The 23043-nt window shown below is 61.6% G+C and carries 19 protein-coding genes and 1 pseudogene; 4 read left to right on the top strand and 16 right to left on the bottom strand.

What is annotated here, in order from left to right; genetic code table 11:
* Positions 1 to 344 precede the first annotated feature (344 nt).
* The 5 genes from MMG91_RS06635 to MMG91_RS06615 all read right to left on the bottom strand — a co-directional run bounded on the left by MMG91_RS06635 (position 345) and on the right by MMG91_RS06615 (position 5163).
* Positions 345 to 1046 (bottom strand): VIT family protein, encoded by a 702-nt coding sequence (locus tag MMG91_RS06635; RefSeq protein ID WP_310659139.1) that lies wholly within the window; start codon positions 1044 to 1046, stop codon positions 345 to 347.
* Positions 1047 to 1115: 69 nt separating this feature from the next.
* Positions 1116 to 2087, bottom strand: coding sequence for an FAD:protein FMN transferase (locus MMG91_RS06630; protein ID WP_310659138.1), 972 nt, complete (start codon positions 2085 to 2087; stop codon positions 1116 to 1118).
* Positions 2071 to 4251, bottom strand: coding sequence for a PepSY domain-containing protein (locus tag MMG91_RS06625; RefSeq protein WP_310659137.1), 2181 nt, complete (start codon positions 4249 to 4251; stop codon positions 2071 to 2073). The genes MMG91_RS06630 and MMG91_RS06625 overlap by 17 nt, the downstream gene beginning before the upstream one ends.
* Before the next feature lie 25 nt (positions 4252 to 4276).
* The gene (locus tag MMG91_RS06620) at positions 4277 to 4747 is read right to left on the bottom strand and encodes a DUF2271 domain-containing protein (protein WP_010459354.1); all 471 of its coding nucleotides are present in this window, start codon (positions 4745 to 4747) and stop codon (positions 4277 to 4279) included.
* 92 nt (positions 4748 to 4839) lie between these two features.
* Positions 4840 to 5163: a PepSY domain-containing protein gene (locus tag MMG91_RS06615; protein ID WP_305449105.1), complete on the bottom strand. Its 324-nt coding sequence runs from the start codon at positions 5161 to 5163 to the stop codon at positions 4840 to 4842.
* Positions 5164 to 5295: 132 nt separating this feature from the next.
* On the opposite strand from MMG91_RS06615, the gene MMG91_RS06610 reads away from it, so the two are divergent.
* Positions 5296 to 5955, top strand: coding sequence for a response regulator transcription factor (locus MMG91_RS06610; protein ID WP_305449106.1), 660 nt, complete (start codon positions 5296 to 5298; stop codon positions 5953 to 5955).
* Positions 5952 to 7280, top strand: a complete 1329-nt coding sequence (locus MMG91_RS06605) for a HAMP domain-containing sensor histidine kinase (RefSeq protein ID WP_310659136.1) — start codon at positions 5952 to 5954, stop codon at positions 7278 to 7280. The genes MMG91_RS06610 and MMG91_RS06605 overlap by 4 nt, the downstream gene beginning before the upstream one ends.
* Positions 7281 to 7290: 10 nt before the next feature.
* Here the strand turns inward: MMG91_RS06605 and MMG91_RS06600 are convergent.
* Positions 7291 to 7533: pseudogene (locus MMG91_RS06600) on the bottom strand (phenol degradation protein meta); the annotation flags it as partial.
* Positions 7534 to 7730: 197 nt separating this feature from the next.
* Positions 7731 to 8633 (bottom strand): LysR substrate-binding domain-containing protein, encoded by a 903-nt coding sequence (locus MMG91_RS06595; RefSeq protein ID WP_305505934.1) that lies wholly within the window; start codon positions 8631 to 8633, stop codon positions 7731 to 7733.
* Between the two features lie 158 nt (positions 8634 to 8791).
* Here MMG91_RS06595 and MMG91_RS06590 point away from each other — a divergent pair, with 158 nt between their 5' ends.
* Together MMG91_RS06590 and MMG91_RS06585 are read left to right on the top strand one after the other, a co-directional pair.
* Positions 8792 to 11854, top strand: a complete 3063-nt coding sequence (locus tag MMG91_RS06590) for an FAD-binding and (Fe-S)-binding domain-containing protein (protein WP_310659135.1) — start codon at positions 8792 to 8794, stop codon at positions 11852 to 11854.
* A 142-nt stretch (positions 11855 to 11996) separates the two neighbouring features.
* Positions 11997 to 13004, top strand: a complete 1008-nt coding sequence (locus MMG91_RS06585; RefSeq protein ID WP_310659134.1) for an Ldh family oxidoreductase — start codon at positions 11997 to 11999, stop codon at positions 13002 to 13004.
* 120 nt (positions 13005 to 13124) lie between these two features.
* Here MMG91_RS06585 and MMG91_RS06580 read toward each other — a convergent pair whose 3' ends face one another.
* The 9 genes from MMG91_RS06580 to MMG91_RS06540 form a co-directional block, all read right to left on the bottom strand.
* Positions 13125 to 14705, bottom strand: a complete 1581-nt coding sequence (locus MMG91_RS06580; protein WP_310659133.1) for an aldehyde dehydrogenase (NADP(+)) — start codon at positions 14703 to 14705, stop codon at positions 13125 to 13127.
* A gap of 30 nt (positions 14706 to 14735) precedes the next feature.
* Positions 14736 to 16133 (bottom strand): fosfomycin efflux MFS transporter AbaF, encoded by a 1398-nt coding sequence (gene abaF, locus MMG91_RS06575; protein ID WP_310659132.1) that lies wholly within the window; start codon positions 16131 to 16133, stop codon positions 14736 to 14738.
* 72 nt (positions 16134 to 16205) lie between these two features.
* Positions 16206 to 17123 carry a dihydrodipicolinate synthase family protein gene (locus MMG91_RS06570; protein WP_007935491.1) on the bottom strand — a complete coding sequence of 306 codons (918 nt, stop codon included), beginning with the start codon at positions 17121 to 17123 and terminating at the stop codon, positions 16206 to 16208.
* 114 nt (positions 17124 to 17237) lie between these two features.
* Positions 17238 to 18266, bottom strand: coding sequence for a trans-3-hydroxy-L-proline dehydratase (locus MMG91_RS06565; protein ID WP_310659131.1), 1029 nt, complete (start codon positions 18264 to 18266; stop codon positions 17238 to 17240).
* Between the two features lie 25 nt (positions 18267 to 18291).
* A complete protein-coding gene (locus MMG91_RS06560) occupies positions 18292 to 19014 on the bottom strand; it encodes an amino acid ABC transporter ATP-binding protein (RefSeq protein WP_310659130.1) in 723 nt (240 codons plus the stop codon).
* Positions 19007 to 19657 carry an amino acid ABC transporter permease gene (locus MMG91_RS06555; RefSeq protein ID WP_305505948.1) on the bottom strand — a complete coding sequence of 217 codons (651 nt, stop codon included), beginning with the start codon at positions 19655 to 19657 and terminating at the stop codon, positions 19007 to 19009. The genes MMG91_RS06560 and MMG91_RS06555 overlap by 8 nt, the downstream gene beginning before the upstream one ends.
* A gap of 10 nt (positions 19658 to 19667) precedes the next feature.
* Positions 19668 to 20333 carry an amino acid ABC transporter permease gene (locus MMG91_RS06550; RefSeq protein ID WP_018928302.1) on the bottom strand — a complete coding sequence of 222 codons (666 nt, stop codon included), beginning with the start codon at positions 20331 to 20333 and terminating at the stop codon, positions 19668 to 19670.
* Complete coding sequence (locus MMG91_RS06545; RefSeq protein WP_310659129.1) at positions 20326 to 22104, bottom strand: aconitase family protein; 1779 nt, start codon at positions 22102 to 22104, stop codon at positions 20326 to 20328. The genes MMG91_RS06550 and MMG91_RS06545 overlap by 8 nt, the downstream gene beginning before the upstream one ends.
* A 10-nt stretch (positions 22105 to 22114) precedes the next feature.
* Positions 22115 to 22933: a transporter substrate-binding domain-containing protein gene (locus tag MMG91_RS06540; RefSeq protein ID WP_310659128.1), complete on the bottom strand. Its 819-nt coding sequence runs from the start codon at positions 22931 to 22933 to the stop codon at positions 22115 to 22117.
* Positions 22934 to 23043: the final 110 nt, after the last annotated feature.

The raw sequence follows: 23043 nt of genomic DNA, 5'->3' as shown, positions 1-23043 counted from the left end.
GTTAGGTTTCAAGGTATTTGCTGTGCGCTGAGCGGGCTTGACGTAGATCAGTTGCACGCAGAAAAACTTTACGTAATTCGCTAGACCGCAGCACGGCGCTGCCCAGCGCAAAGTAAATGGAGTCAGGGGAGTCCGATTCAGGGGCGCCCAGCAAATCACGGGTTTGCGAAATTTTATATCGCGACAATTTTTTTGTTTTTGATCGTTTTTACCCCTACAAAACGACTGGCTCTGGGTGGGATCATAGGTCGAGCGTACTTTCTGGAAAGGCTGAACAAGGTGGCGCTGATCGGTGAGAACCACAATCTGCGAGCCCCTTTTGCGTTTCCAGAGCGTACGCTTCACTAAACCACCGCTCCAAACAGCGATCCCACCAGTGCCGTGACGCACATGGCCAGCGCACCCCAGAATGTCACCCGCCAGGCCCCGGTGATGACCTTGGCTCCGCCGGCCTTGGCGGCGATGGCGCCTAGTGTCCCGAGAAACACCAAAGACATGCCCGATATCCAGGGCACCACGCTGTGCTCCGGCGCGACAAACGTCACCGCCAGAGGCAATGCGGCACCCACCACGAAACTGGCGGCGGAGGCGAGGGCGGCCTGCAAGGGTTTGGCGGTGAGGGTGGCGCTGATGCCCAACTCGTCCCGGGCGTGAGAGCCCAGTGCGTCATGGGCCATCAACTGATCGGCCACTTGATGGGCCAGTTCGGGTGATACGCCGCGATGCATGTAGATGTTGGCGAGCTCGATGTGCTCGGCTTTCGGGTCGCTCGACAGTTCTGCCCGTTCGCGGGACAGATCGGCCCGCTCAGTATCGGCCTGGGAATGTACGGAGATGTACTCGCCAGCGGCCATGGACATGGCTCCGGCCATCAGGCCCGCCATTCCGGTGACCAGCAATGTGGCGTGGCTGGCATTGGCGGCCGCGACGCCCATCAACAGGCTGGCGGTAGAGACAATCCCGTCGTTGGCGCCCAGGACGGCGGCGCGCAGCCAGCCGATACGATCGCCTCGGTGTGCCTCGGTGTGTCTGTGCATGAATTTCATTGTTTAACGGGACTCCCTGCCATTAAGCGGTTCACGTCGGACCGATTCCGAGCGGGCCGGCAATCGGCGTCAGCGGGTTTCAATCTGCGCCTGCAACTGGCCGCCGACAATGGATATTTCTTTGAACTGTGCACCCTCGCGCAGCACGAACAACGCGTCCATCCCGCGTTCCTGCGCCAGGCGTGGGCCCTCGGTTTCGCCCAAGACCATGAGCGCCGTGGCCCAGGCATCGGCGAGCATGCACGAGGCCGCCACCACGGTGACGGCGGCGAGCGGGTTGCACAGCGGCGCGCCGGTGGCCGGGTTCATGGTATGAGCATAGGACTGACCGGCCACATCGACCCAGTGTCGATAGTCCCCGGAGGTGGCGATTGCGGCATCGCTGAGTTCCATCACGCCCATGACTTCACGCACGCCCCGGTTGGGCTTTTCCAGGGCCACGGCCCAGCACTGGCCGTCAGGTTTGACGCCCCGGGCGCGCATCTCGCCATCGATGCCGACCAGATAGCGGGTGATGCCCAAACCCTCCAGGCAACGGGCCAGTTCATCAACGCCGAATCCTTTGGCGATGCCATTCAAATCAAGGTGCAGCGGCGCACGTTTGCGCACCTGATGACGTAACGGGTCAACCACCAATGCGGCGTTGGCTGACAGCCGGGTGCGCGGCGGTATCGTGGCGAGCGCCTGCTCTGTGACTATCTGTTCTCCGGGGCCGAACCCCCAGGCATCAACCAGATCCCCCACCGCGATGTCAAAGGCGCCACCGGATTGCTGACTGATACGCAGTGCCGCAGACAGCACCGTCGCCAGTTCCTGGGGCATGGAAATCCATTGCTGCTCGGGGGCGGCGTTGAGGCGGTTGAGGTCCGAGTCGGGTTTCCAGGCGGACATTTGCTGGTCCACCCGGGCCACGGCGCACGCCAGGCGCTGGCCAATTTCGTCGGTATCGATCCCGGCCCCGGCATAGAACAGGGCGGTGTAGCGGGTGCCCATGGTTTCGCCGCTCAGGCTGTAGCGCTGCAACTCAATAGACGTCTTCACGGTAGCGTCCTTGTGCCTTGAGGGTTAGCACCGTCAGGTTAAGAGGTGCCAATACTTCATCGAGGGCTTGCATCACGCCTTTGGCCATCTCGCGGCTGCCACACACCAGCACCTGGGCACTTTTTTCAATCAATCGACGCAGGGCCTGGGCATCGTCGATCAGCCGGTCTTGCACGTAGCAGCGGTCCTGAACCTGAGAAAAGGCGGCGCGCAATGCCGTCAGGCGTCGGTCGGCCAGGTACTGGTTGAGCTGCGGTTCATAGAGGAAATCCGAGGCCGGGTTGCGCCCACCCCAATACAAATGCATCGGGTGGCGGGCCGTGTTGTTGCGGATGAAACCGGCCAGAGGACCGATGCCGGTACCGGCACCGATCAGGATCACCGGGTGTGTGCCCGACGCCGGACGAAATTGCGGGTTCGGCTGGATAAACGCGTCGATGGGCGCGCCGATGTCCAGGCCATGAAGGAATTCCGAGCACACGCCACCGTTGTGTTTGCGTACACAGATTTCCAGCACGCCGTCCTGCGAACCGCTGGCCAGCGAGTAGAAACGCGGGATCGGGCTGCCCGGGGGCACAATCCCGACCAGGTCACCGGCCAGGAAGTCCGGTAGCTCGCCGGGCGCCTTGAAGCGCAAGACGTGGGTCGGTGCGTTCACCTGTTCGCCATAGACAATGCGCTCGGTCAGCTGCAATGGATGGGTCTGTGGCCGCTGCGGGGCATGGACCAGTGTCAGGTCATGCTGGAGCACTTCGCCCAGCACGTGGCCCCAGCGCGAAAACTCCTGAGAGGACTGGCGGTTGACGGTTTCCAGGTCCAGTAACGGCGAGCCACCGGCCTGCAACATGGCCTCCTGCACTTGATGGGCGAACTGACAGAACTGCGAGAACTGCCGGTCACCGAAGCCCAGCACGGCAAAGGACTGGCCGGACTTGAGGCCGGTTTTGACCAGCCGCGCCAGGAACTGCGAAGCCGAGGCCGGCGCGTCGCCGTCACCGTGGGTCGCGGTCAGGATGAGCACCCGCTGGGCGTTACTGTAGTCGTTGGCGTATTGATTCATGGGCGCGCTATGCACCCGGTGTCCGGCCAGGAGCAAGGCGTCGTGCAAGGTGTTGGCAAAGCCCCAAGTGCTGTTATTTTCACTGCCCACCAGAATCACGCTGTCGGCAGAGTGGGCAGGGCTGTTGTGGCGGATCTTCGTGCCAGCCTTGCGGCGGCGCCACCACAACAGGATGCCGGTCACGCTCATCAACGGTACGCAGAGAGCGCAGAGCCCTAGCGGCAGGCCCAGCCACCACAGGCCCTCGCCGGTGTGCATCTGATAAATCAGTTCGTAAAGATTATGCATCGAGTCGTGGGCCTGGTAGGACAGCAGGGCACCGCTGGCCTGGTCCACGTAGCCGTCGCCCTGGGCCGTGTGCAGGGAAAACACATCCTTCGGGTTACCGGGACTGGGGTAGACCAATTCGCGCAGGTCATTCAGGTCGGTGGCCTGCAAGGCTTGCAGGCTCGCCACCGGCAAGGCCGGGCCGGTACTGACGTGGGCGGGGAAGGCGGGTTCACTCTGACTGCCGTCGGCGATAAAACCGAAGGTGGTGGCGGACATGTAGAGCCCGCTCAATGCCGACAGCAGCAGCCCGAGCAAGGCCAGTCGCCCGACTTCAGCATGCCAGCGCTGGCTGAAGGTGCCCCGCAGTGGCCGCAGCAGGTTGCGCCAGCCACCCAGGCGCCGGGCGAGCAATAGCGCGCCAGACACCGACAACATCAGCATGAACAGCGCGCCGACACCCGACACTCCATGGCCTGGCGAGCCGAGGAACATCGAGCGGTGCAGCTCTTTCACCCAACGCGTGAACGCGGAGGGTGCATAGGGTGCCAGGCCTTCACCGGTCAGTGGATCGACCGTTTCAACCCCGGCCTGACCGTTCTGGTTGTAGTAGACGATGACTGTCCCGGACGCTGTGCGCTGGATCTGCTCAACGCCCGGGAAGTGATTGGCCACACGTCCGGCCAGTTGGCCGACGTTGAGTTGCCCGGCCGCGGTGGCGGTGCTGTGCAAACGTTCCAGCGCCGGGTCGACCGACAGGATCGCACCACTGATGGCCAACAGCATGACCAACAGGGCCGCGATCAGGCCGGGCAGGGAATGGGACTGGCGAAGCATGTTCAGCCTCCAGAAAGGGCAGGTGCTACAGATCGTAAGTAAAGGACTCGACATAGGTGCTGCCGGTCGCCGGCTGTCCCGCACCCTTGGACGTGAGCGGCACGCTGACATCGGCGCGGGCGTCACGTTTGTCCTCGACGGCGCTGTCGATGCGGATCTGATACCCGGCATCGATCAGGGTGTCTGCCAGTTCGACGCTGACTTTGAGTGTGCGCCCACTGCCGACACTGGCGCCGCTGACCCCGTCAAACTCGCTGGGGTTCATCCCGCTGCCACGGGCCCAGTCGCCCAGGTGCTTGTAGTACTTGGCCTTCTTGCCGGCCACCCACAGGGTTTTCTGGTATTGGCCATTGGCGTCGGTGACGTAGATCGCCAGGTAGGCATCATTGCCGCTGTAGTCCTTGAGCTGGGTGGTCAGGGTCACTTCACGGGCCTGGGCCAACCCCGGCAGGGCAATGGCGCCAGCGAGGCAGGTGGCTGCGATGATTTTTTTCATGAGGGTGTCCTTTTGATCGTTAGGTCGAGAGCCTGGACCTGCTTGCTGACAGCAACCTGAAACGCAGGAAAAACTCATCGACAGGTGAGGCGTCATTCGGTGAGCGGGCTACCGAGGTAATCCCTGGCATCGCCATCGTCGCGGAAATGGATCTCGAGGGTGCGCAGGCGCAGCGAGGCCGGTGAGTAGCTGGCTTCGATGGCGTTGCCTTTGCGGTCCAACCCCTTGAGCTCGTAACAACCGTCGTCGACCTTGATGCGTTGCACGCTCCAGCCGTATTGCCGCTCGACTTGCTGACGCAAGGTGTCGCGCGGTTGCCAGTCGCTCACCGGGTCGCTGCAGTCGTCGTCCGCCAGGGCGTAACCGCTGAGCAGCAGGCTCAACAGGGCGGCATGGGCAATAGAACCTGATTTCATGATCTGTCTCCTGCCGAGGTCGGCGTCTGTGGCATACCCTAAGGTGCATTCCTGACAACCAGCTGAATCTTCAGATTCACGTCAGGTAAGGCGATTAAGGTGCGGCACGACAACCACCACAGGAGGTGCCCGATGCGGGTTTTATTGGTCGAGGACGCCCCAGGCTTGGGGGAAGCGGTGCGCGAACAGATCGCCGATGACGGCCACGCCGTCGATTGGGTGCAGCGCTTGGACCATGCGCGCAACAGCGTGCGCACCACGCCTTACGACCTGATCCTGCTGGACTTGATGCTGCCGGACGGTCGCGGGCTGGATTTTTTGCGTCAGCAGCGCTCGGCGGGGGATGTGACCCCGGTGATTATCCTGACGGCCCAGGATCAGATTTCCGATCGCATTGCCGGCCTCAATGCCGGGGCCGACGATTACCTGGTCAAACCGTTCGACCTGTTCGAGCTCTCGGCCCGTGTCGCCGCGGTGGCCCGACGTTACAGCGGCAACCCCAACCCGCAGATCAGACTCGGTGATTTGCAGGTCGACATGAGCGCCCGCACCGTGCAGCGTGCCGGCACCCCCGTGGACCTGACGGCCCGCGAATGGGCGCTGTTCGAAGCGTTCTTGCAGCGCCCCAGCGCGTTGTTGTCCAAGTCGCAGCTGGAAGAACGGCTTTATGCCTTCGGTGCCGAAATCGAGAGCAATACCATTGAGGTCTATATCAGCCGGCTGCGTAAAAAACTCGGACGCGAGCTGATTGAAACCGTGCGCGGCATGGGCTACCGGTTGATGGCCGCATGAAGCCTTCTTCGAGCCTGCAAAAACGCCTCGGCCTGGGGCTGACCTTGGGCATGACCTTGCTGTGGCTGGGCGCGACCGTCGGCGCCTGGCTGGTGGTGCAACATGAGTTGAACGAGGCGTTCGACAGCGCGCTGGAAGAGACCGCGCAACGGATCCTGCCGCTGGCCGTGCTGGAAATCAGCAACAGGGAGGAACCCCGTGAGGCTCAGCACGTTGCGACGTTGAAAATGCACAAGGAATACTTGACGTACCTGGTGCGCGATGCAAACGGCAAGATCCTGATGCAGTCCCACGACGCCAACCCGAAGATCTTCAATCAACAGCCGACTGAGGGGTTTACCACCTCTGAAAAATACCGCTTGTACGGCGCCAGTGCGTTGCGCGAGACGCTGTTCATCGAGATCGCCGAGCCGCTGGAGCATCGCCGTGAAGCCGCGTGGGAAGCCTTGTTTGCCTTGTTGTTGCCGCTGTTGGCGCTGATTCCCGTCAGCCTGTTGGGCACCTGGTTGTTCGTGCGGATCAGCCTGCGCAGTGTGTTGGCGTATCGTCGTGCGGTCGAGGCGCGTGGCGTGGGTGACTTGTCGCCGATCAAGGTAGCGCGCCTGCCGGCAGAAATCGATCCGTTGGCCGAGGCGGTCAACCATCTGCTGGAGCGCTTGCGCAAGGCCCTTGAAGCCGAGCGCAGCTTTACCGCCAACAGCGCCCATGAACTGCGCACGCCACTGGCCGCGACCCTGGCGCAGGTCCAGCGGTTACGCCATGAGGCGCCCGAAGGTCCGTTGCGAGTGCGTGCGGCAAAGATCGAAAACGCCTTGCGCGAGTTGGCGCGGCTTTCGGAAAAGCTCATGCAGTTGGCCAAGGCCGAGGGCGGCGGGCTGTTATCCGAAACGCCTCAGGACTTGATTCCATTACTGGCCCATGGGGTTGACGAGTGGAACCAACGCAGCGACCAGCGCATTGAGTTGCATCTGCCAAGCCAGGCCAGCGTGTACTCGAACATCGACCCGGACGCCTTTGGCATCTTGTTGCGCAACCTGATCGAGAATGCGCTGAAGTACGGCGCAACGGATCAACCGATCGAAGTCAGCCTCACCGAACAGGCACAACTGCGGGTGGTCAATAGTGGCCCGGCGGTGCCGCAGTCGGTATTGCAGCATCTGACAGAGCGCTTTGTGCGCGGTCACAGTGAAATCAGTGGTTCAGGGCTGGGGTTGGCGATTACTAAAACCATCGTGCAGGGGGTCAACGCGAGAATGAAATTGGTTTCCCCTGCAACAGGTCGACAGGATGGTTTCGAAGTGTGCGTCTGGTTACCGCTTGCCTAGTTCCAACCAGGTTGTCGAAGGCGCCATTATCCTTGCCTGCATTGTCCCTGATGCTGCGCGCGGTGCTGAATTTCAGATAGGTCAGATGGAATAGACCGGGCGGCCCCGCGAAACCGTCGTAGAAACTGGTGCCGCCCAGGTTGATACCGCTGGGCTCATTCACCGACGGTGGTGGAGGGCCATCTGCTGCGAGTGCGGCAAACGATGCGAAGCTGAGTGCCAGGCAGGCTGGCAGGGATTTTTTCAGGCTCATCGAAGTGGCTCTATTCTTGGAATTGTGAGCCGGGGTAGCTTCCCTTGGCACTTCGACTTTAATTCCCGGCCGTTGGTGATGCTTGAGCATAACGGCCAGAGTTGACTGAGAGCGTCATGATGCAGGAAGCGCGAGATGCCTCATCGCTTGGCGCTGGTGTTACGTCGGTTTTTGGCCCAGCGCGGCAGGGCCCCGGCTCATTTGTCTGGAAACGGAAGCGATAGAAGCCAGGTGCTGAAGGCATTCAGGGAGGGTAGGTGCTGGTAGCGGGTCGCGTAGACCAGGTAGTAGCTGCGGCCGCTGTCCATCGGCTCGAACAATGCAACGAGGTCGCCGCTCTTGAGTTCGTCCTGTACCAGAATTTCCGGAACCAAGCCAATCCCGATGCCCGCCGACACCGCTTGAATGAGGTGGGCGGTGAACTCGAAGCTCGGGCCGGATCTCATGTTGGTGTGATCGATGTTATGGCGATCAAACCAGTCAGACCAGGCGCTTGGCCTGGATACGACGTTCAACAGGGCATGCTCGGCAACGTTCGCCGGTGACATCGAACGGTACTCGGGCAGTGCGGCGGGGCTGGCAACCACCACCAGTTTTTCCGTGAGCAACTTATGCGAAATGTAGCCCGGCCACTCCCCGGAGCCCGCGCAGATGATTGCGTTCATGTCTTGGGTTGAAGATTGAATGTCCTCGCGGATGATCCTCGAGTGTATGTGAACCAATATTGCGGGATGTTTTGCATAGAACTCATGCATCCGTGGCAGCAGCCATTTCGAACCCAGTGTCGGCAGTACCGCCAGGTTCAAGGGGCCACCGTCGTTCTTGTACGAAATGGTCTGCAATGTTGCGCTTCGAATGCGTCCCAACGCTGCCGTCAACTCGTGTTGATAAAGTGCCCCGGCAGCCGTCAGTTCAATCTTTCGGCCTTCACGCCTGAAGAGCTGGATTTCAAGTTGCGCCTCCAGGGTTTGTACCTGCCGGCTGACCGCACTCTGGGTCAATGCCAGTTCTTCTGCGGCTTTGGTGAAGCTGCAATGGCGCGCGGCGGCCTCAAAGGCAACCAACAGCGACATCGAGGGGGTCAGTCTTCTAGGGTTCATTCATAAAGCTCATGCAAAACCAGCAGGAATTACGTTTGTTCCAAGCGTGCATAGACGCAAGAATCACAAAAACCATATGCACATGCTCGGGGCGCCTTGTACTGAGCATACGTAATGTGAATGCATAGATTAGCTTTTTAGCCCGTAGGAACTCCATCATGATTGCCCGGTTATCGCCTCCTGATTCCCAGAAAACGACCTATGACGCGCTTCTGAACGCGCTCCAGGGGGCGGGGTTTCAAGGAGAGATTGCCCGCGACTATGGCGACCGAACGGTACTGGCCACCGACAACTCCATTTACCAGCGTCTGCCGCAAGCGGCGGTGTTTCCTCTGGATGTGCGAGACGTGGAGATTTTGTCGCGGCTGGTCAGTCATCCAGAACACAGTGCGGTGGTGCTCACGCCCCGGGGTGGAGGCACCGGCACCAATGGGCAATCGCTCACCGAGGGCGTGGTGGTCGACCTGTCCCGCCATTTGAACAAGATTCTCGACATCAATGTTGAGGAGCGCTGGGTCAGAGTACAGAGCGGTGTGGTCAAGGATCAGCTGAATGCCGCACTCAAACCTTACGGCTTGTTCTTTGCCCCTGAACTCTCGACGTCGAATCGCGCGACCATCGGCGGCATGATCAACACCGATGCGAGTGGTCAGGGCAGCTGCACCTATGGCAAGACTCGCGATCATGTTCTCGAGCTTTCGACGGTGTTGCTTGGCGGTCATCGTCTCACCAGCTCAGCGGTCGACCCCGAGCATTTGCCCGCCCTGACCGGACGCAAGGATCGGGTGGGTGCGGTCTACAAGTGCGCAGTGGAGATCGCCGATACCCACGCTGATCTGATCGAAACCACCTTCCCCAAACTCAATCGCTGCCTGACCGGGTATGACCTGGCGCATCTGCGCGAATCAGATGGACGCTTCAATCTGAACAGCGTGCTTTGCGGCTCTGAAGGCTCGCTTGGGTTCATCGTTGAGGCAAAACTGAACGTCCTGCCCATCCCCAAATATTCGATCCTGGTTAACGTGCGTTACGCCGGATTCATGGATGCCTTGCGCGATGCCAAGGCGTTGATGGCCATGAAGCCTCTGTCGATCGAGACCGTGGACTCCAAAGTGCTGATGCTGGCGATGAACGATATTGTCTGGCACGGCGTCGCAGAGTATTTCCCTGAAAACCCTGACACACCGACCCTCGGGATCAACCTGATTGAATTCAGCGGTGATGAAGAAGAGGTCGTGCAGCAAAGCGTTCACGAATTTGTCCTGCACCTGCAGCGCGATACTTCGGTCGTGCGGTTGGGCCACACGCTGGCGATCGGCGCCGATGCGCTCAAGCGTGTTTATGCGATGCGCAAGCGAGCGGTCGGGTTGCTGGGCAACGTCAAAGGCGAGGCCAGGCCGCAGCCATTTGTCGAAGACACCGCCGTTCCGCCGGAAAACCTCGCTGACTTCATCCAGGAGTTTCGCGCACTGCTGGATAGCCATGACCTGCAGTACGGCATGTTCGGCCACGTCGACGCCGGTGTGCTGCATGTGCGCCCGATCCTCGACATGAAAGACCCTGCCCAGGCGGCCCTGATCCGCCCGATCTCCGATGCAGTCGCGGCCTTGACGCAAAAACATGGCGGTTTGTTGTGGGGCGAGCACGGCAAGGGCTTGCGGTCGCAGTATGTGCCGGATTACTTCGGTGATTTGTACCCTGCGCTGCAAGCACTCAAGGCCGCCTTCGATCCACACAATCAACTCAATCCAGGCAAGATCGCAACGCCGAAAACCGTGCCTGGCGCTCGACTGACACGCGTCGACGAAGTGACATTGCGCGGCGACCTGGACCGGACAATTGATGAGCGTGTCTGGCAAAGCTATGACACCGCTGTGCACTGCAATGGCAATGGCGCGTGCTACAACTTCGATCCTGATGACGCCATGTGCCCCTCCTGGAAGGCGACGCGTAATCGTATCCACTCTCCCAAAGGCCGAGCTTCACTGATACGTGAATGGCTGAGGTTGCAGGGCGAGCAGGGTGTTGATGTGCTGGAGGCAAGCGATCGCGTTCGTTTGTCCGCCGGGTCGCAGAGCGTTGCCCGCCGGGCCGTTAACAGCCTTGCACAAAAGCTGGGGCAGCCAGACTTTTCCCATGAAGTCTACGAAGCGATGACCGGTTGCCTGGCCTGTAAATCATGCGCCGGCCAATGTCCGGTCAAAGTGAATGTGCCGGAGTTCCGATCGCGCTTTCTTGAGCTTTATCACAGCCGGTATTTGCGCCCGCTCAAGGACTACCTGATCGGCTCGTTGGAATACACGGTGCCTTACATCGCCAGGATGCCGCGCCTCTACAACGTCGTGATGAGTGCTCGACCGGTTCGCTGGCTGCTCGAACGAGCCGCCGGGATGGTCGATAGCCCGCTACTCAGCCTGGTGGATTTTGCAGCGGCTTGCCGACGTTGGAACGTGGAAGTGGCGACACCTCAGCGCCTGGCTGCCCTTTCAGATGAGCAGCGTGGCAAAAGCGTCATTCTCGTTCAGGACGCCTTTACTCGCTTTTTCGAAACTCCGTTGCTCGTTGACTGGGTGGAGCTGATCTCAAGGCTCGGTTACAAGGTCTACCTGGCGCCGTACGCGCCGAACGGCAAACCACTTCAGGTGCAGGGCTTCCTCAAGGCCTTTGAGAAGGCTGCCAGCTTCAATGGGCAGTCTTTGCTGAGTCTTCAGCAGTACCAGATTCCACTGGTGGGGCTCGATCCCGCGATGACTCTGGTCTATCGACAGGAGTACGCCAAGACATTGAAAGACGGCCAGGCTCCTCTCGTGATGCTTGCGCAGGAGTGGCTGATCAATGCGCTGCCCGAGGGTGAGGTGGCGAAGGAGGGCGAGCCTTATCACTTCCTGCCGCACTGCACGGAAAAAACCAATGAACCAGGCAGCATCGGCCAATGGCAGAAGATCTTCGAACGTATGGGTCTGACGCTTCAGGTACCCGCAAGCGGCTGCTGCGGGATGTCGGGTACCTACGGACATGAGGCGCGAAACGCCAAAACGTCGGACACGATCTATGGGCAATCCTGGAAGCCGCTCATTCAAAAGTTCAACCAATCGGGGCGAGTCGTCGCCGATGGCTATTCTTGCCGCAGCCAGGTCAAGCGTCAGGAAGGCGCGACAGTGCTCCATCCCCTGCAAGTTTTATTGGCTCGGGTGATTTCCTCAGAAGCGGGTACTCAATGATTTTTACACAACCAGCAGGGGGACCCCGCCAAGGGTCCGGCCTCTGAAGGCTGTGCCCATTTCGTCACCCTCCGTGACCAAACCCATCAAGCCACAGCTCCGCGGATAGACCACCCTGACCGGTCTGTCCAAGGAGATGAGCATGATCCGACTGACCCTGATCGAAGCCCGTGAGCTGGCCGAATCGATCCTGTTGCACAACGGTTTTAACCTGGCCCATGCGCAAGCGGTGGCGGCGACGGTGATTGCCGGCGAGCGCGATGGCTGTGCCTCCCACGGTTTGTACCGGATTCTGGGCTGCGTGAATTCCCTGCGAGCCGGCAAGGTGTCGGCCGATGCCGAGCCGCGAGTGATCGACCAGGCGCCGTCGATTGTGCGGGTGGATGCCGGTGGAGGTTTTTCGCAGTTGGCGTTCCAGGCGGGTCTGCCGTTACTGGAGGAGAAAACCCGGGCCAACGGGATTGCGGCGTTGGCGATCAATCATTGTGTGCATTTCTCGGCGCTGTGGGTGGAGATCGAGCAGTTGACCGCCGCCGGGCTGGTGGCGCTGGCGTGTAATCCGAGCCATGCCTGGGTGGCGCCGGCCGGGGGACGTGAGCCGGTGTTCGGCACCAATCCTATAGCCTTTGGCTGGCCACGCGTGGGGCAGGATCCGTTTGTGTTCGACTTCGCCACCAGTGCGATTGCCCGTGGCGATATCGAGTTGCATCGGCGTGCCGGCAAGGCGATTCCCGAGGGCTGGGGCGTGGACGCCGAGGGGCGGCCGAGCACCGATGCCAGCGTGGTGCTCGACGGCGGCGCGATGCTGACGTTCGGAGGGCACAAGGGCTCGGCGCTGGCGGCGATGGTGGAGTTGATCGCCGGGCCTTTGATCGGTGATTTGACCAGTGCCGAGTCGCTGGCCTACGACGCGGGTAGCAAGTCGTCGCCGTACCACGGCGAGTTGATCATCGCGCTGGACCCGCGGCGTTTTCTGGGGGCGGCCACTGAGGAACATTTGGCCCGGGCCGAAGGGGTGTTTCAGGGGATTGAAGGGCAGGGCGCGCGCTTGCCGTCGCAACGGCGTTATGCGGCGCGGGCACGCAGTGTGATGGAGGGCGTGCAGATTCCCGAGGCGCTGTACAACGACCTGAAAGCGCTGCTGGCCTGAATGTGATGAAAATCCTGTGGGAGCGTGGCTTGCCCGCGAAGGCATTGTGTCAGTCGACATCAATGGTGAGTGTCGGACCCCATTCGCGGGCAAGCCACGCTCCCACAGGAGGTCGTGTGGTTAAACCGGTTCGCGGTGGCTGTTGCCATCCACCAGTCGCGTAATGCCCAGCGGGTTGGCGTTTTTCAGGGCGTCGGGCAACAAATCGTCCGGGCAGTTCTGGTAGCACACCGGGCGCAGGAAACGCTCGATGGCCAGGCTGCCGACCGACGTGCCACGGGCGTCGGAGGTCGCCGGATAGGGCCCGCCATGCACCATGGCATCGCACACTTCAACGCCGGTGGGGTAGCCATTGAACAGCACCCGGCCGACCTTTTGTTCCAGCAGCACCAGCAGATCGGCGTGTTCCTTCAGGTCCTGCTCTTCGCCAATCAACGTGGCGGTGAGTTGACCGTGCAAACTGTTCAGCGCTTGTTGTAACTCGGCTTTATCGGCCACTTCGACGACGAGGGTGGTCGGGCCGAACACTTCTTCCTGCAATAGCGGATCGCCCTTGAGCAGCAGGCTGACGTCGGCCTTGAACAGTTGCGGCCGGGCTTGATTGCCGTGCTGGTCCTGGCCTGCCAGATGGCTTATCCCTGGATGGTCGACTAACGCCTGTACGCCTTTTTCGTAGCTGGCGAGGGTGCCGGCGTTGAGCATGGTTTGCGCCACCTGTTCGGCCATCAAGGCACTGAGCCGCGCGGTGAACGCGCTGAACTGTGGTGAGCGGATACCGAGAACCAACCCCGGATTGGTACAGAACTGACCGCAACCCTGGACTACCGACGCCACCAGTTCATCGGCGATTTTCTCGCCGCGTACTTGCAAGGCTTCAGGCAATACCAGCACCGGATTGATGCTGCTCATTTCAGCGAACACCGGTATCGGTTGTGGCCGTGCAGCAGCCATGTCACAGAGGGCGCGACCGCCTTTCAGCGAGCCGGTGAAACCGACAGCCTGGATCGCCGGATGCTTGACCAGCGCTTCACCGACGCCTGCACCGTAAATCATGTTGAACACACCTTTGGGCATGTCGGTTTGCTCGGCGGCGCGGATGATTGCATCGGCCACGCATTCGGCGGTCGCCATGTGTCCACTGTGGGCCTTGAACACCACCGGGCAACCGGCGGCCAGGGCGGCAGCGGTATCACCGCCAGCGGTGGAAAAGGCCAGCGGGAAGTTACTGGCGCCGAACACGGCCACCGGCCCGACGCCGATCCGGTATTGGCGCAGGTCGACCCGTGGCAATGGCTGACGTTCGGGCAACGCGCGGTCGATGCGCGCACCATAGAAATCACCCCGGCGTAGAACCTGAGCGAAGAGGCGCATCTGGCCACTGGTACGGCTGCGTTCGCCCTGAATGCGTCCGGTCTGCAGGGCGGTTTCGCGGGTGACCCGGTTGACGAATTCGTCATCCAGCGCATCCAGTTGCGCGGCGATGGCCTCGAGAAATTCTGCACGGCGCGTCGCCGGCAAGTTGCGGAAGGCCGGGTAAGCGGCGGCCGCAGCTTGGGCGGCGGCGTCCACTTCCTCAGCGGTGGCTTGCATGAACGAGTAGGGCAGTGCTTCGCCGGTGCTGGCGTCATGGCTGTGCATCGCGATGTTGCCAGCGGCGCTGCGGGCACCGCCGATGTAGTTGTGGCCGATGATCTTGGGCATGGAAAAAAACTCCTGTCGAATAGGGGGGGCTCAAGCCAGCGAATCACCCCGGCGCGCAGCGGCCGGCACGGCGTTATCCAGCGCAGCAATGCGCGCAGCGGATTCGGCATCCACCAGGTGCAACGACTTGCCGCGGGTTTCCCGGGTCAGGCCGACTGCAACGATGGAGATCAGCGCGGCGCCCACCAGGTACCAGGCGATGGGTGTCGAGCTTTGATATTTGTTGAGCAGCGTGATGGCGATCAGCGGTGCCAGGGAACCGGCGAAAATCGGCGCTACCTGGTAGCACAGCGAAAGGGCGGTGTAGCGCACGTGAGTCGGGAACATTTCGGCCATCAGCGCCGAGTAGGGCGCATAGGTCATCGACTCGATGGCCAGACCCAGAATGATCGCCGCCATGATCAGCCAGTTGTTGCCGGTGTCCATCATCGGGAAACCGACAAAGCCCCAGAACGCGGTGAGTACCGCGCCGGTCAGGTAGATCGGTTTGCGCCCGACGATATCCGACAGATACCCCATCAACGGAATCAGGAAGAAGTGCACCAGGTGTGCGCCGAACATCAGCAGCAGAATTTCCGAGGTGTCCTTGTGCACCACCAGTTTCAGGTAGGTGATCGAAAAGGTGACCACGGTGTAATAGAGGATGTTCTCGGCAAACCGCGCGCCGATCCCCACCAGCACCGCGCGCCAGTGATGACGCAGCACTTCGACCACGCCCAGTTGTTGCTGCTTGGTCTGCGCTTGCCGGGCCTGGGCCTCCTTGAAAATCGGTGCGTCATCGACGCTGGTGCGAATCCAGTAGCCGATCAGCACCACCACCGCCGAGAACCAGAACGCCACGCGCCAGCCCCAGGCGAGGAATTGTTCCTCCGACAGGTTCGACGACAACAGCAGCAGGGCGACGGTCGCCACCAGGTTGCCGGCCGGCACCCCGGCCTGCGGCCAACTGGCCCAGAAGCCTCGTCGATTGTCCGGGCAGTGTTCGGACACCAGCAGAATCGCGCCCCCCCATTCGCCACCGAAGGCAAAGCCCTGGATCAGCCGCAGCAACACCAATAACACTGGCGCGGCATAGCCGATGCTGTCGAAGCCGGGCAGGCAACCCATCAGGAACGTGGTGATGCCGACCACCACCAGGCTCAGTTGCAGCAGGCGCTTGCGGCCGAACTTGTCGCCGTAATAACCGAACACCAGCCCGCCCAGCGGACGGGCGAGGAAGCCGACGGCATACAGGGCGAAGGCGGCGATGATGCCGTCAATCGGGCTGTCGGTCTGGCGGAAGAACAGCTGGCCGAAGACCAATGCCGAAGCGGTGCCATAGAGAAAGAATTCATACCACTCGGCGACAGTGCCGGCCATGGCGGCGGCCACCACGCGTTTGAGTCCCGAGGGGGTGGTTGCGCGGGAGGTGCTGTGAGGATTGGACATGCTGGCGTTTCCTGTAGAGGCGCAAAGACAGGCAAGCCGGGCCGGGGCCGCAAGGGCCGGCCCGGCAATCACTCAGAGACCGACGTCTGGCAACTGGGGACGGTTAGCCAGGGCCTTGGCCATGATCTGCTCGACGAACACCCGATCGGCTTCCGGCAGTGCCAGGCGTGGCGGACGGGTCAGCGCGCTGCCGCGACCGGCGATGGCTTCGCAGAGCTTGATGCACTGCACCAGGTCGGCACGGGCATCGAGGTGCAGGATCGGCATCAGCCATTCGTAGATCGGCATGGCTTCGGCAAAGCGACCGGCCTTGGCCAGGCGGAAGATGGTTTCGCCTTCTTTCGGAAACACGTTCGACATGCCGGAGACCCAGCCTTCGGCACCCACCGCGATGCTTTCCAGCACCACGTCGTCGAGACCTGCGAACAGCACGAAACGGTCGCCGACTTCATTGCGCACGTCGATGAAACGACGGGTATCGCCGGAGGAATCCTTGAAGCACACCACGTTGTCGCAGTCGGCCAGGGAAATCAGGATGTCCGGGGTCACGTCGTTTTTGTAGATCGGCGGGTTGTTGTAAACCATCAGCGGTACGTCGGCGTTCTTCGCCACGTAGCGGTAATGCTCGGCGGTCTCGAACGGCTTGGAGCCGTAAACCAGCGCCGGCATCAGCATCACGCCATCGACGCCGACCCGGCGCACGGCATTGGCAACCTTGGCCGCTTGCACGCTGGTGAATTCGGCCACACCGCAGATCACTGGCACGCGACCCCGGGAGGCGTCGACCGCGACTTCGGTCACGGCGATTTTTTCTTCGGCGGTCAATGAGGTGTTTTCCCCCACCGAACCACACACCACCAGGCCCGATACGCCGTCACGGATCACGTTGGAAATCACCTGGTGGGTTTTTTCCAGGTTGATGGAGAAGTCATCGTTGAATTGAGTGGTCACCGCGGGAAAGACGCCACTCCAGTTAATGCGCTTGCTCATTGTTGCCTCCGGTTCGTTTATTGTATTTCGTATACGATATTTTAAATGCCGATGCTCGGCCAGTGGTTTTTTCAATCAATCCGGGATTTTTATAGCCGTTGGTCTGGGGGAATCTCAGGCACCCGGCCAGGTGTCTGACAGGCGATAGCCCTGTGGCCACGGGTCGCTCGGGTCGAGCAGCAATTGGTGGGTGCCGGTGATCCAGGCCCGGCCGGAAATGCACGGGTAGATCGCCGGGCGGCCGGCCACTTCGGTCAGGGAATCGATGCGGCAGTGGAATTCGGAACCGAGGATCGAACGACCGATAAAGCGCTCGCCGACCTGCATCAGTCCCTTGGCCTGCAGCACCGCCATGCGCGCCGAACAGCCGGTGCCGGTGGGGGAGCGGTCGATCTTGCCGGGTTGGATCACCACTGCGTTGGCCCCGGTGGCAATGCCGTTTTCAACCACGATGGGCGCTGCAATCTGGCAGAAGGAAATATGCGACCACTCAGGGTTCAGCGGATGGACGAAGCCCAGTTGTTCGTTGGTTGCGCGGGTGATTTTCAACCCGACCTCGACCAGCTCGGCCGCCTCGTCAGGGCGGATGGCAAAGCCCAGGCGTTTGGCGTCGGCGATGACAAAACTGTCGCCGCCGTACGCGGTGTCGACCTGCAACGAGCCGAGGCCTTCGACTTCGATCCAGGCGTCGAGGCGATCAGCGAAGGAGGGCACGTTCTTGATTTCTACCCGTTCGACCTTGCCATCACGGCAATCGGCCACGGCCTCGATCAAGCCGCCGGGCGCTTCGAGCACCAGCCGGGTTTGCGGTTCGGTCATCGGCAGGATGCCGCTGTCGAGCAGCACGGTGGCGACGCACAGCGAGTTGGAGCCGGACATCGGTGGCGTGTCCGCCGGTTCCATGATGATCCAGGCCATTTGCGCCCGAGGGTCCTTGGCCGGCACCAGCAGGTTGACGTGGCGGAACACGCCGCCGCGAGGCTCGTTGAGCACGAAGTTGCGCAGGGTTTCATCCTTGGCAATCCAGCGTGACTGTTCCCACACGGTGGCGCCCGGTGGTGGGGCGACACCGCCGACGATCACGTCGCCGACTTCGCCTTCGGCATGGCAGCTGACCACATGAATGACTTTCGATGAACGCATGGCTGACTCCTTTTATCGCCTGTCGTTACTTCACTGATTTGAGAAACGCCGCCGTTTCCGCATGCATCGGATTGCCAATCACCTGATCCGGCGAGCCAATCTCGTGCACCAGGCCATTGCGGAAGAACGCCACGCGGTCGGACACATCCCGGGCAAAGCGGATTTCGTGGGTCACCAGCACCATGGTCATGCCGTCTTCGGCGAGCAGGCGCATGGTGTCCAGCACCTCGCCCACCAGTTGCGGGTCGAGGGCCGAGGTGGCTTCGTCGAACAGCATGTAGTCCGGCGACATGGCCAGGGCGCGGGCGATGGCCATGCGTTGTTGCTGGCCTCCGGACAACTTGCCGGGGAAGGTCTTGAGCTTGTCGCCAAGGCCTACGTGGGTCAGTTGCTGCACCGCCAGCTCTTCAGCTTCAGCCTTGCTTTTGCCCAGCACTTTGCGCGGCGCGAGCATCACGTTTTCCAGCACCGTCAGGTGCGGGAAGGCATTCCATTGCTGGAACACGATGCCGATTTTCTGCCGCAGGCGGTTGAGGTCGGTGGCGCTGTCATGCACCTCGACGCCGTCGACGCGGATGCTGCCTTTCTGGATCGGTTCCAGGCCGTTGATGCACATCAGCAAGGTCGATTTGCCGGAGCCCGAGCCGCCGATGATCGACACCACCTCGCCCTTGTTCACCGTCAGGCTGACACCCTTGACCACGGCCAGATCGCCGAAGGATTTATGTACGTTGTCGATCTCAATCATTTTCTTGCCACCTTCTTTCCAGACGAGCGCCCAGGCGTGCGACCACCAGGCTCATGACGTAGTAAATAAGGCCCGCGATGCACAGCACCAGCAACGGTTCCTGGATGCGGGTGACGATGGTTTGCGAGGCGCGCAGCAGTTCGACGATACCGATCCACATCACCAGCGCGGTGTCTTTCATCACGCCGAGCACCAGGTTCAACCAGCCCGGAAAAGCTACCCGGGTGGCCATCGGCAGGACGATCCAGCGCAGGTCCTGCAGGAAGCTCAGACCCAGCGAGCGACTGGCCCGGCGCAAGGTGAACGGCACCGACAACACGCCAGCGCGGACGATCTCGGTGAAGTACGCGGCGGCGTAAACCCCCAACACAATGCAGCCGACGCTGAAGGCGCTGATGTTCAAACCGACGATGCTTTTGAGCGAGTTGAACAGCACGAACTGGATCAGTAACGGCACGCTGCGAAACACGTCCAGCACCCAGGCCAGGGGCAGACTGGCCCGTGGCAACAAGGCCCGCAGCAGACCGAAGAGCAAACCGGCGAGGGAGCCGAGCATGATCGACCAGAACGTCAGTTGCAGGGTGACCCAGGCGCCGTCGAGCAAGAACAGCAGGTCATTCCAGGAAAAACTGGTGGAAAACATGATCAAGCCCTCAGTAACGGAACAACCGCCAGGCCATCAGCCGGGCTGACGCGACGATCGCCTTGGCAATCAGGTAATACAGCGCGGCGGCGATGGCGAAGTATTCGAAGGTGCGGAACGTTTTGACGTTGTAGTCCTGGGTCACCCCGGTCAGGTCATTGTTCAGTCCGACGATCACCCCCAGCGACGTCATCAGTACCGCCCAGACCATTTGATTAGTCAGTGGGTAGAAGACGATCCGCAGCAGCTGCGGGACGATGATCATGCGGTACGCCTGGAAGGCACTCATGCCCAGCGAACGTGCGGCGCGCACTTGGGTGTCCGGCACGGCCTTGAGGCCGCCGCGAAAGTTCTCCGCCAGATACCCGGCATTGTTGAAGGTGATGCCGGCCAGCAGGGCGAACCATGAGCTGACGTGCAAGCCCAGCGAGCCGAGGCCGAAGTAGAGGACGTAGATCTGGAACAGCGACGGGGTGTTGCGCGCGATCGATACCCAGCCGTTGCCGATGCCGCGCAGCAGCGGGGTTTTACTTTCGCGCATCACCGTCAGGGCTAGGGCGATCAGCACGCCGAAGATCATCGACAGCGCGGCGGTCTCGAAAGTGACCCAGGCACCGGCGAGCATGTCCGGCAGGGCGCGCAGGGTGGCGCGCCATTGGAAGGTGTAATCAAACATGCGCGAGCGTCTCCTGAGGGGTGGCAATGTTCAGCCAGGCCGGCAGACGACCGCTGGCCGTGGCACTGCAAGCGGTATCGACACATTCAGCCAGGCTGGCGAAATGCACCTTGCGGCCCACCAGACCGGGTGCGTAATGGGCGTATTTGCCGGAGTTGGTCATCAAGGTTTTTGCACCCGGCGGGATCACCGGTTCGCCGAGCATGCACCAGCAGGTATCGGTGACCAGGGTCGCGCCGAAGGCTTCGATCACGGCGATATGCCCGGCTTCGCGAGCCCGCTCCAGCACGGCGCGGCCGCAGGTAATGGCGAGGACCACGTCAGGGTGTTTGTGCCGACCGAGGCACAGCCGTGCGAGGTGGGCGAACTCGCTGAGGGAGAAATGCGGGTTGCCCAGCGACACCACATCCACCCGGCTGTCGCGGGCACTGTTGAGTTCGCGCCAACTGACCAATAGATCCTTCAGGCGGATTGTTTCCACGGGTAGGGCTACATCTCCCTCCAGCACCTGCGCCGGGTCGATAGCTTCCGGGGTGATCCCGGCGATATGGAATAACGGGGCGGCGGAGGTGGTGGCAAACGCCGCGCCGAATGCTTTGAGATCGTCCAGGCTCGGCTTGCGGTTTTCCAACCCGCGCACCAGTGGAATCCGGCTGCCCGCCAGCGCGCCGATGTGGTAACCGAGCAGCGGGTAGAAGGCGTCGTCCAGTTCACCCAAGGCGGGCAACTCGATCTGCAGTCGGGCCTTGCGTTGCGCGTCCAGATGGCAGCCGATCAACGGCGCGCGACCGGTCAGGGCGATGCAGATGTCCAGGTAATCCGGATACTTCAGGGTGCGTGCGCCGAGCACGCTGTTGGCGTAGACCACTGCGTTGGATTCGGCCCAGACAATCTGCTCGCCAGCCTTCGGTGCGGTGTCGAGCAGGTAGGGCGCGCAGGTGAAACTCAGCTGTGCGCCCATTGCCATATAAGCATCGCCCAAGGCACTGGCCGGTTCGCCGAGCGCCGGGTCGATGCCCAATTCGCGCCAGCGGCGCTGGTCCACGGAAATCGAATTGAGGGTGGTGGGCACCCGCACGTTGGCGCCCCATTGCACCAGTTGTTCGGCAAAGCGCAGGCTCGCAGGTCCGGTGTAGATGCAGCCGTCGATGTGCGCCTGGGTGACGTCCACCAGGCGGCGGGCACCTTGCAGTTCGGCCATGCGCAGGACGATCTGCATGGCCACTTGCGCAGCCTTGCCATGTTGGCCGTCGAGTAGCGCCCGGTCGTGTTCGGTGAGTTCGATCGCGGTGGCGATATCGGTGCTCGGCAAAGGGCTGTCGAGTGCCTGCCAGGCATCGTCCGGCAGGTGCTCGAACAGGCTCAGCGTTGTGTCCTCGACCCGAACGAAGGCCTTGCCGCGCAGGGCAGCGAAGGCCTCCCGGCCGATGCACAGCACCGGCAGGGAACGCTCGAAAATGGTCTGCGCCACGAGCACGCCCAGGGTCAGGATCTCATCGGGTTCGGCCAGCACCAGTGCGGCCGGTGCGTGACCGTTGCTGATCAGTTCCATCAACACGCTACTGCCGGTGCACGAGCCGCGACCGCTGGGAATGGCCAGCACGCGGCCGGCCAGGTATTCGCCGCTGAGCGGGTGGTGACGGTCAATGATCTCACCGCTATACGGATCGACCCCGCCCCAGAAACTCAACCCGATATCGGCGAACAGCAGGGCGCCCTCGGCGGCGCCCGCGACCAGGCTGCGACCGGTCAGAGAAGTGGGCCTAGGCATGCCGGACACCTCAGTAGTAGACCTGAGGCACGGTCAGGTTGGTCGGCGAAATTTCAGTGCCGACCCATTTGACGAACAGCTCCTTGTAACGACCGGTGCGCACCTGCTGGTTGACGAACAGGTTGAGGTAATTGAGCAGGCCATACTCGTTGCGCTTGGCGCCGAGGGAGACGTAGTCGATCACGTACGGCGCGTTACCGGCGACTTTCAGGTTTTTGTATTTGCCCGACTTGAGGGTGGCGGCGGCCACGGTGTTGGTGACCACGGTGGCGGCGATATGACCCTGGGCGACGGCTAGCAGGGTGTCGTTCTGCGACTGATAGGCGCGGAAGGTGCCGGTGCCCCAGCTCTTCACATCTTTCTCCAGGGCGATGGCTTCGTAGGTGCCGCTGGTGTTGCCCACGGGTTTGCCCTTGAGGTCATCGAAGCTGTTGATGCCGGTGTCGTCGCGGGTCAGCACCACCATCTGGAAGGCAAAGTAGGGCACCGTCAGGCCAACGGTCTTGGCCCGTTCGAGGGTGTCGGAGGTGGAGGCGACGATCACATCGGCCCGCCCGGAGACCAGCGCCGGAATGCGGTCCGGGAACGGCGTCTCGACCACTTCGGCCTCGACCCCGAGGATTTTCGCCAGGTCATGGCAGTAGTCCACGTCGAAACCGGCCGGGTTGTTACCGGCATCGCGGAAACCCATGGGCGGGAAGTCTAGGGTCACGGCGCAGCGCAGCTTGCCCGAACCGATGATGTCGTCGAGCTTGTCGGCCTGGGCGGTGGCGATAAAGGAGGTACTGAGAACAGCGCTGAGGGCTACGGCAAATGCGGGGTTTTTCATAGAGGCCTCGTTGATGTGAAGTGCTGTTGGATATTGTATTGAGGATTTCGTATACGATATTAAATATAGCAATCAACGTGCCCGTTTCCAGGCTGAGGCGTGAATTTGTT

The sequence above is a fragment of the Pseudomonas sp. JL3 genome (assembly GCF_031570575.1).
In the GTDB taxonomy this organism is placed as follows: Bacteria; Pseudomonadota; Gammaproteobacteria; order Pseudomonadales; family Pseudomonadaceae; genus Aquipseudomonas; species Aquipseudomonas cucumis.
This window is presented reverse-complemented; position numbering and strand designations above follow the sequence as displayed.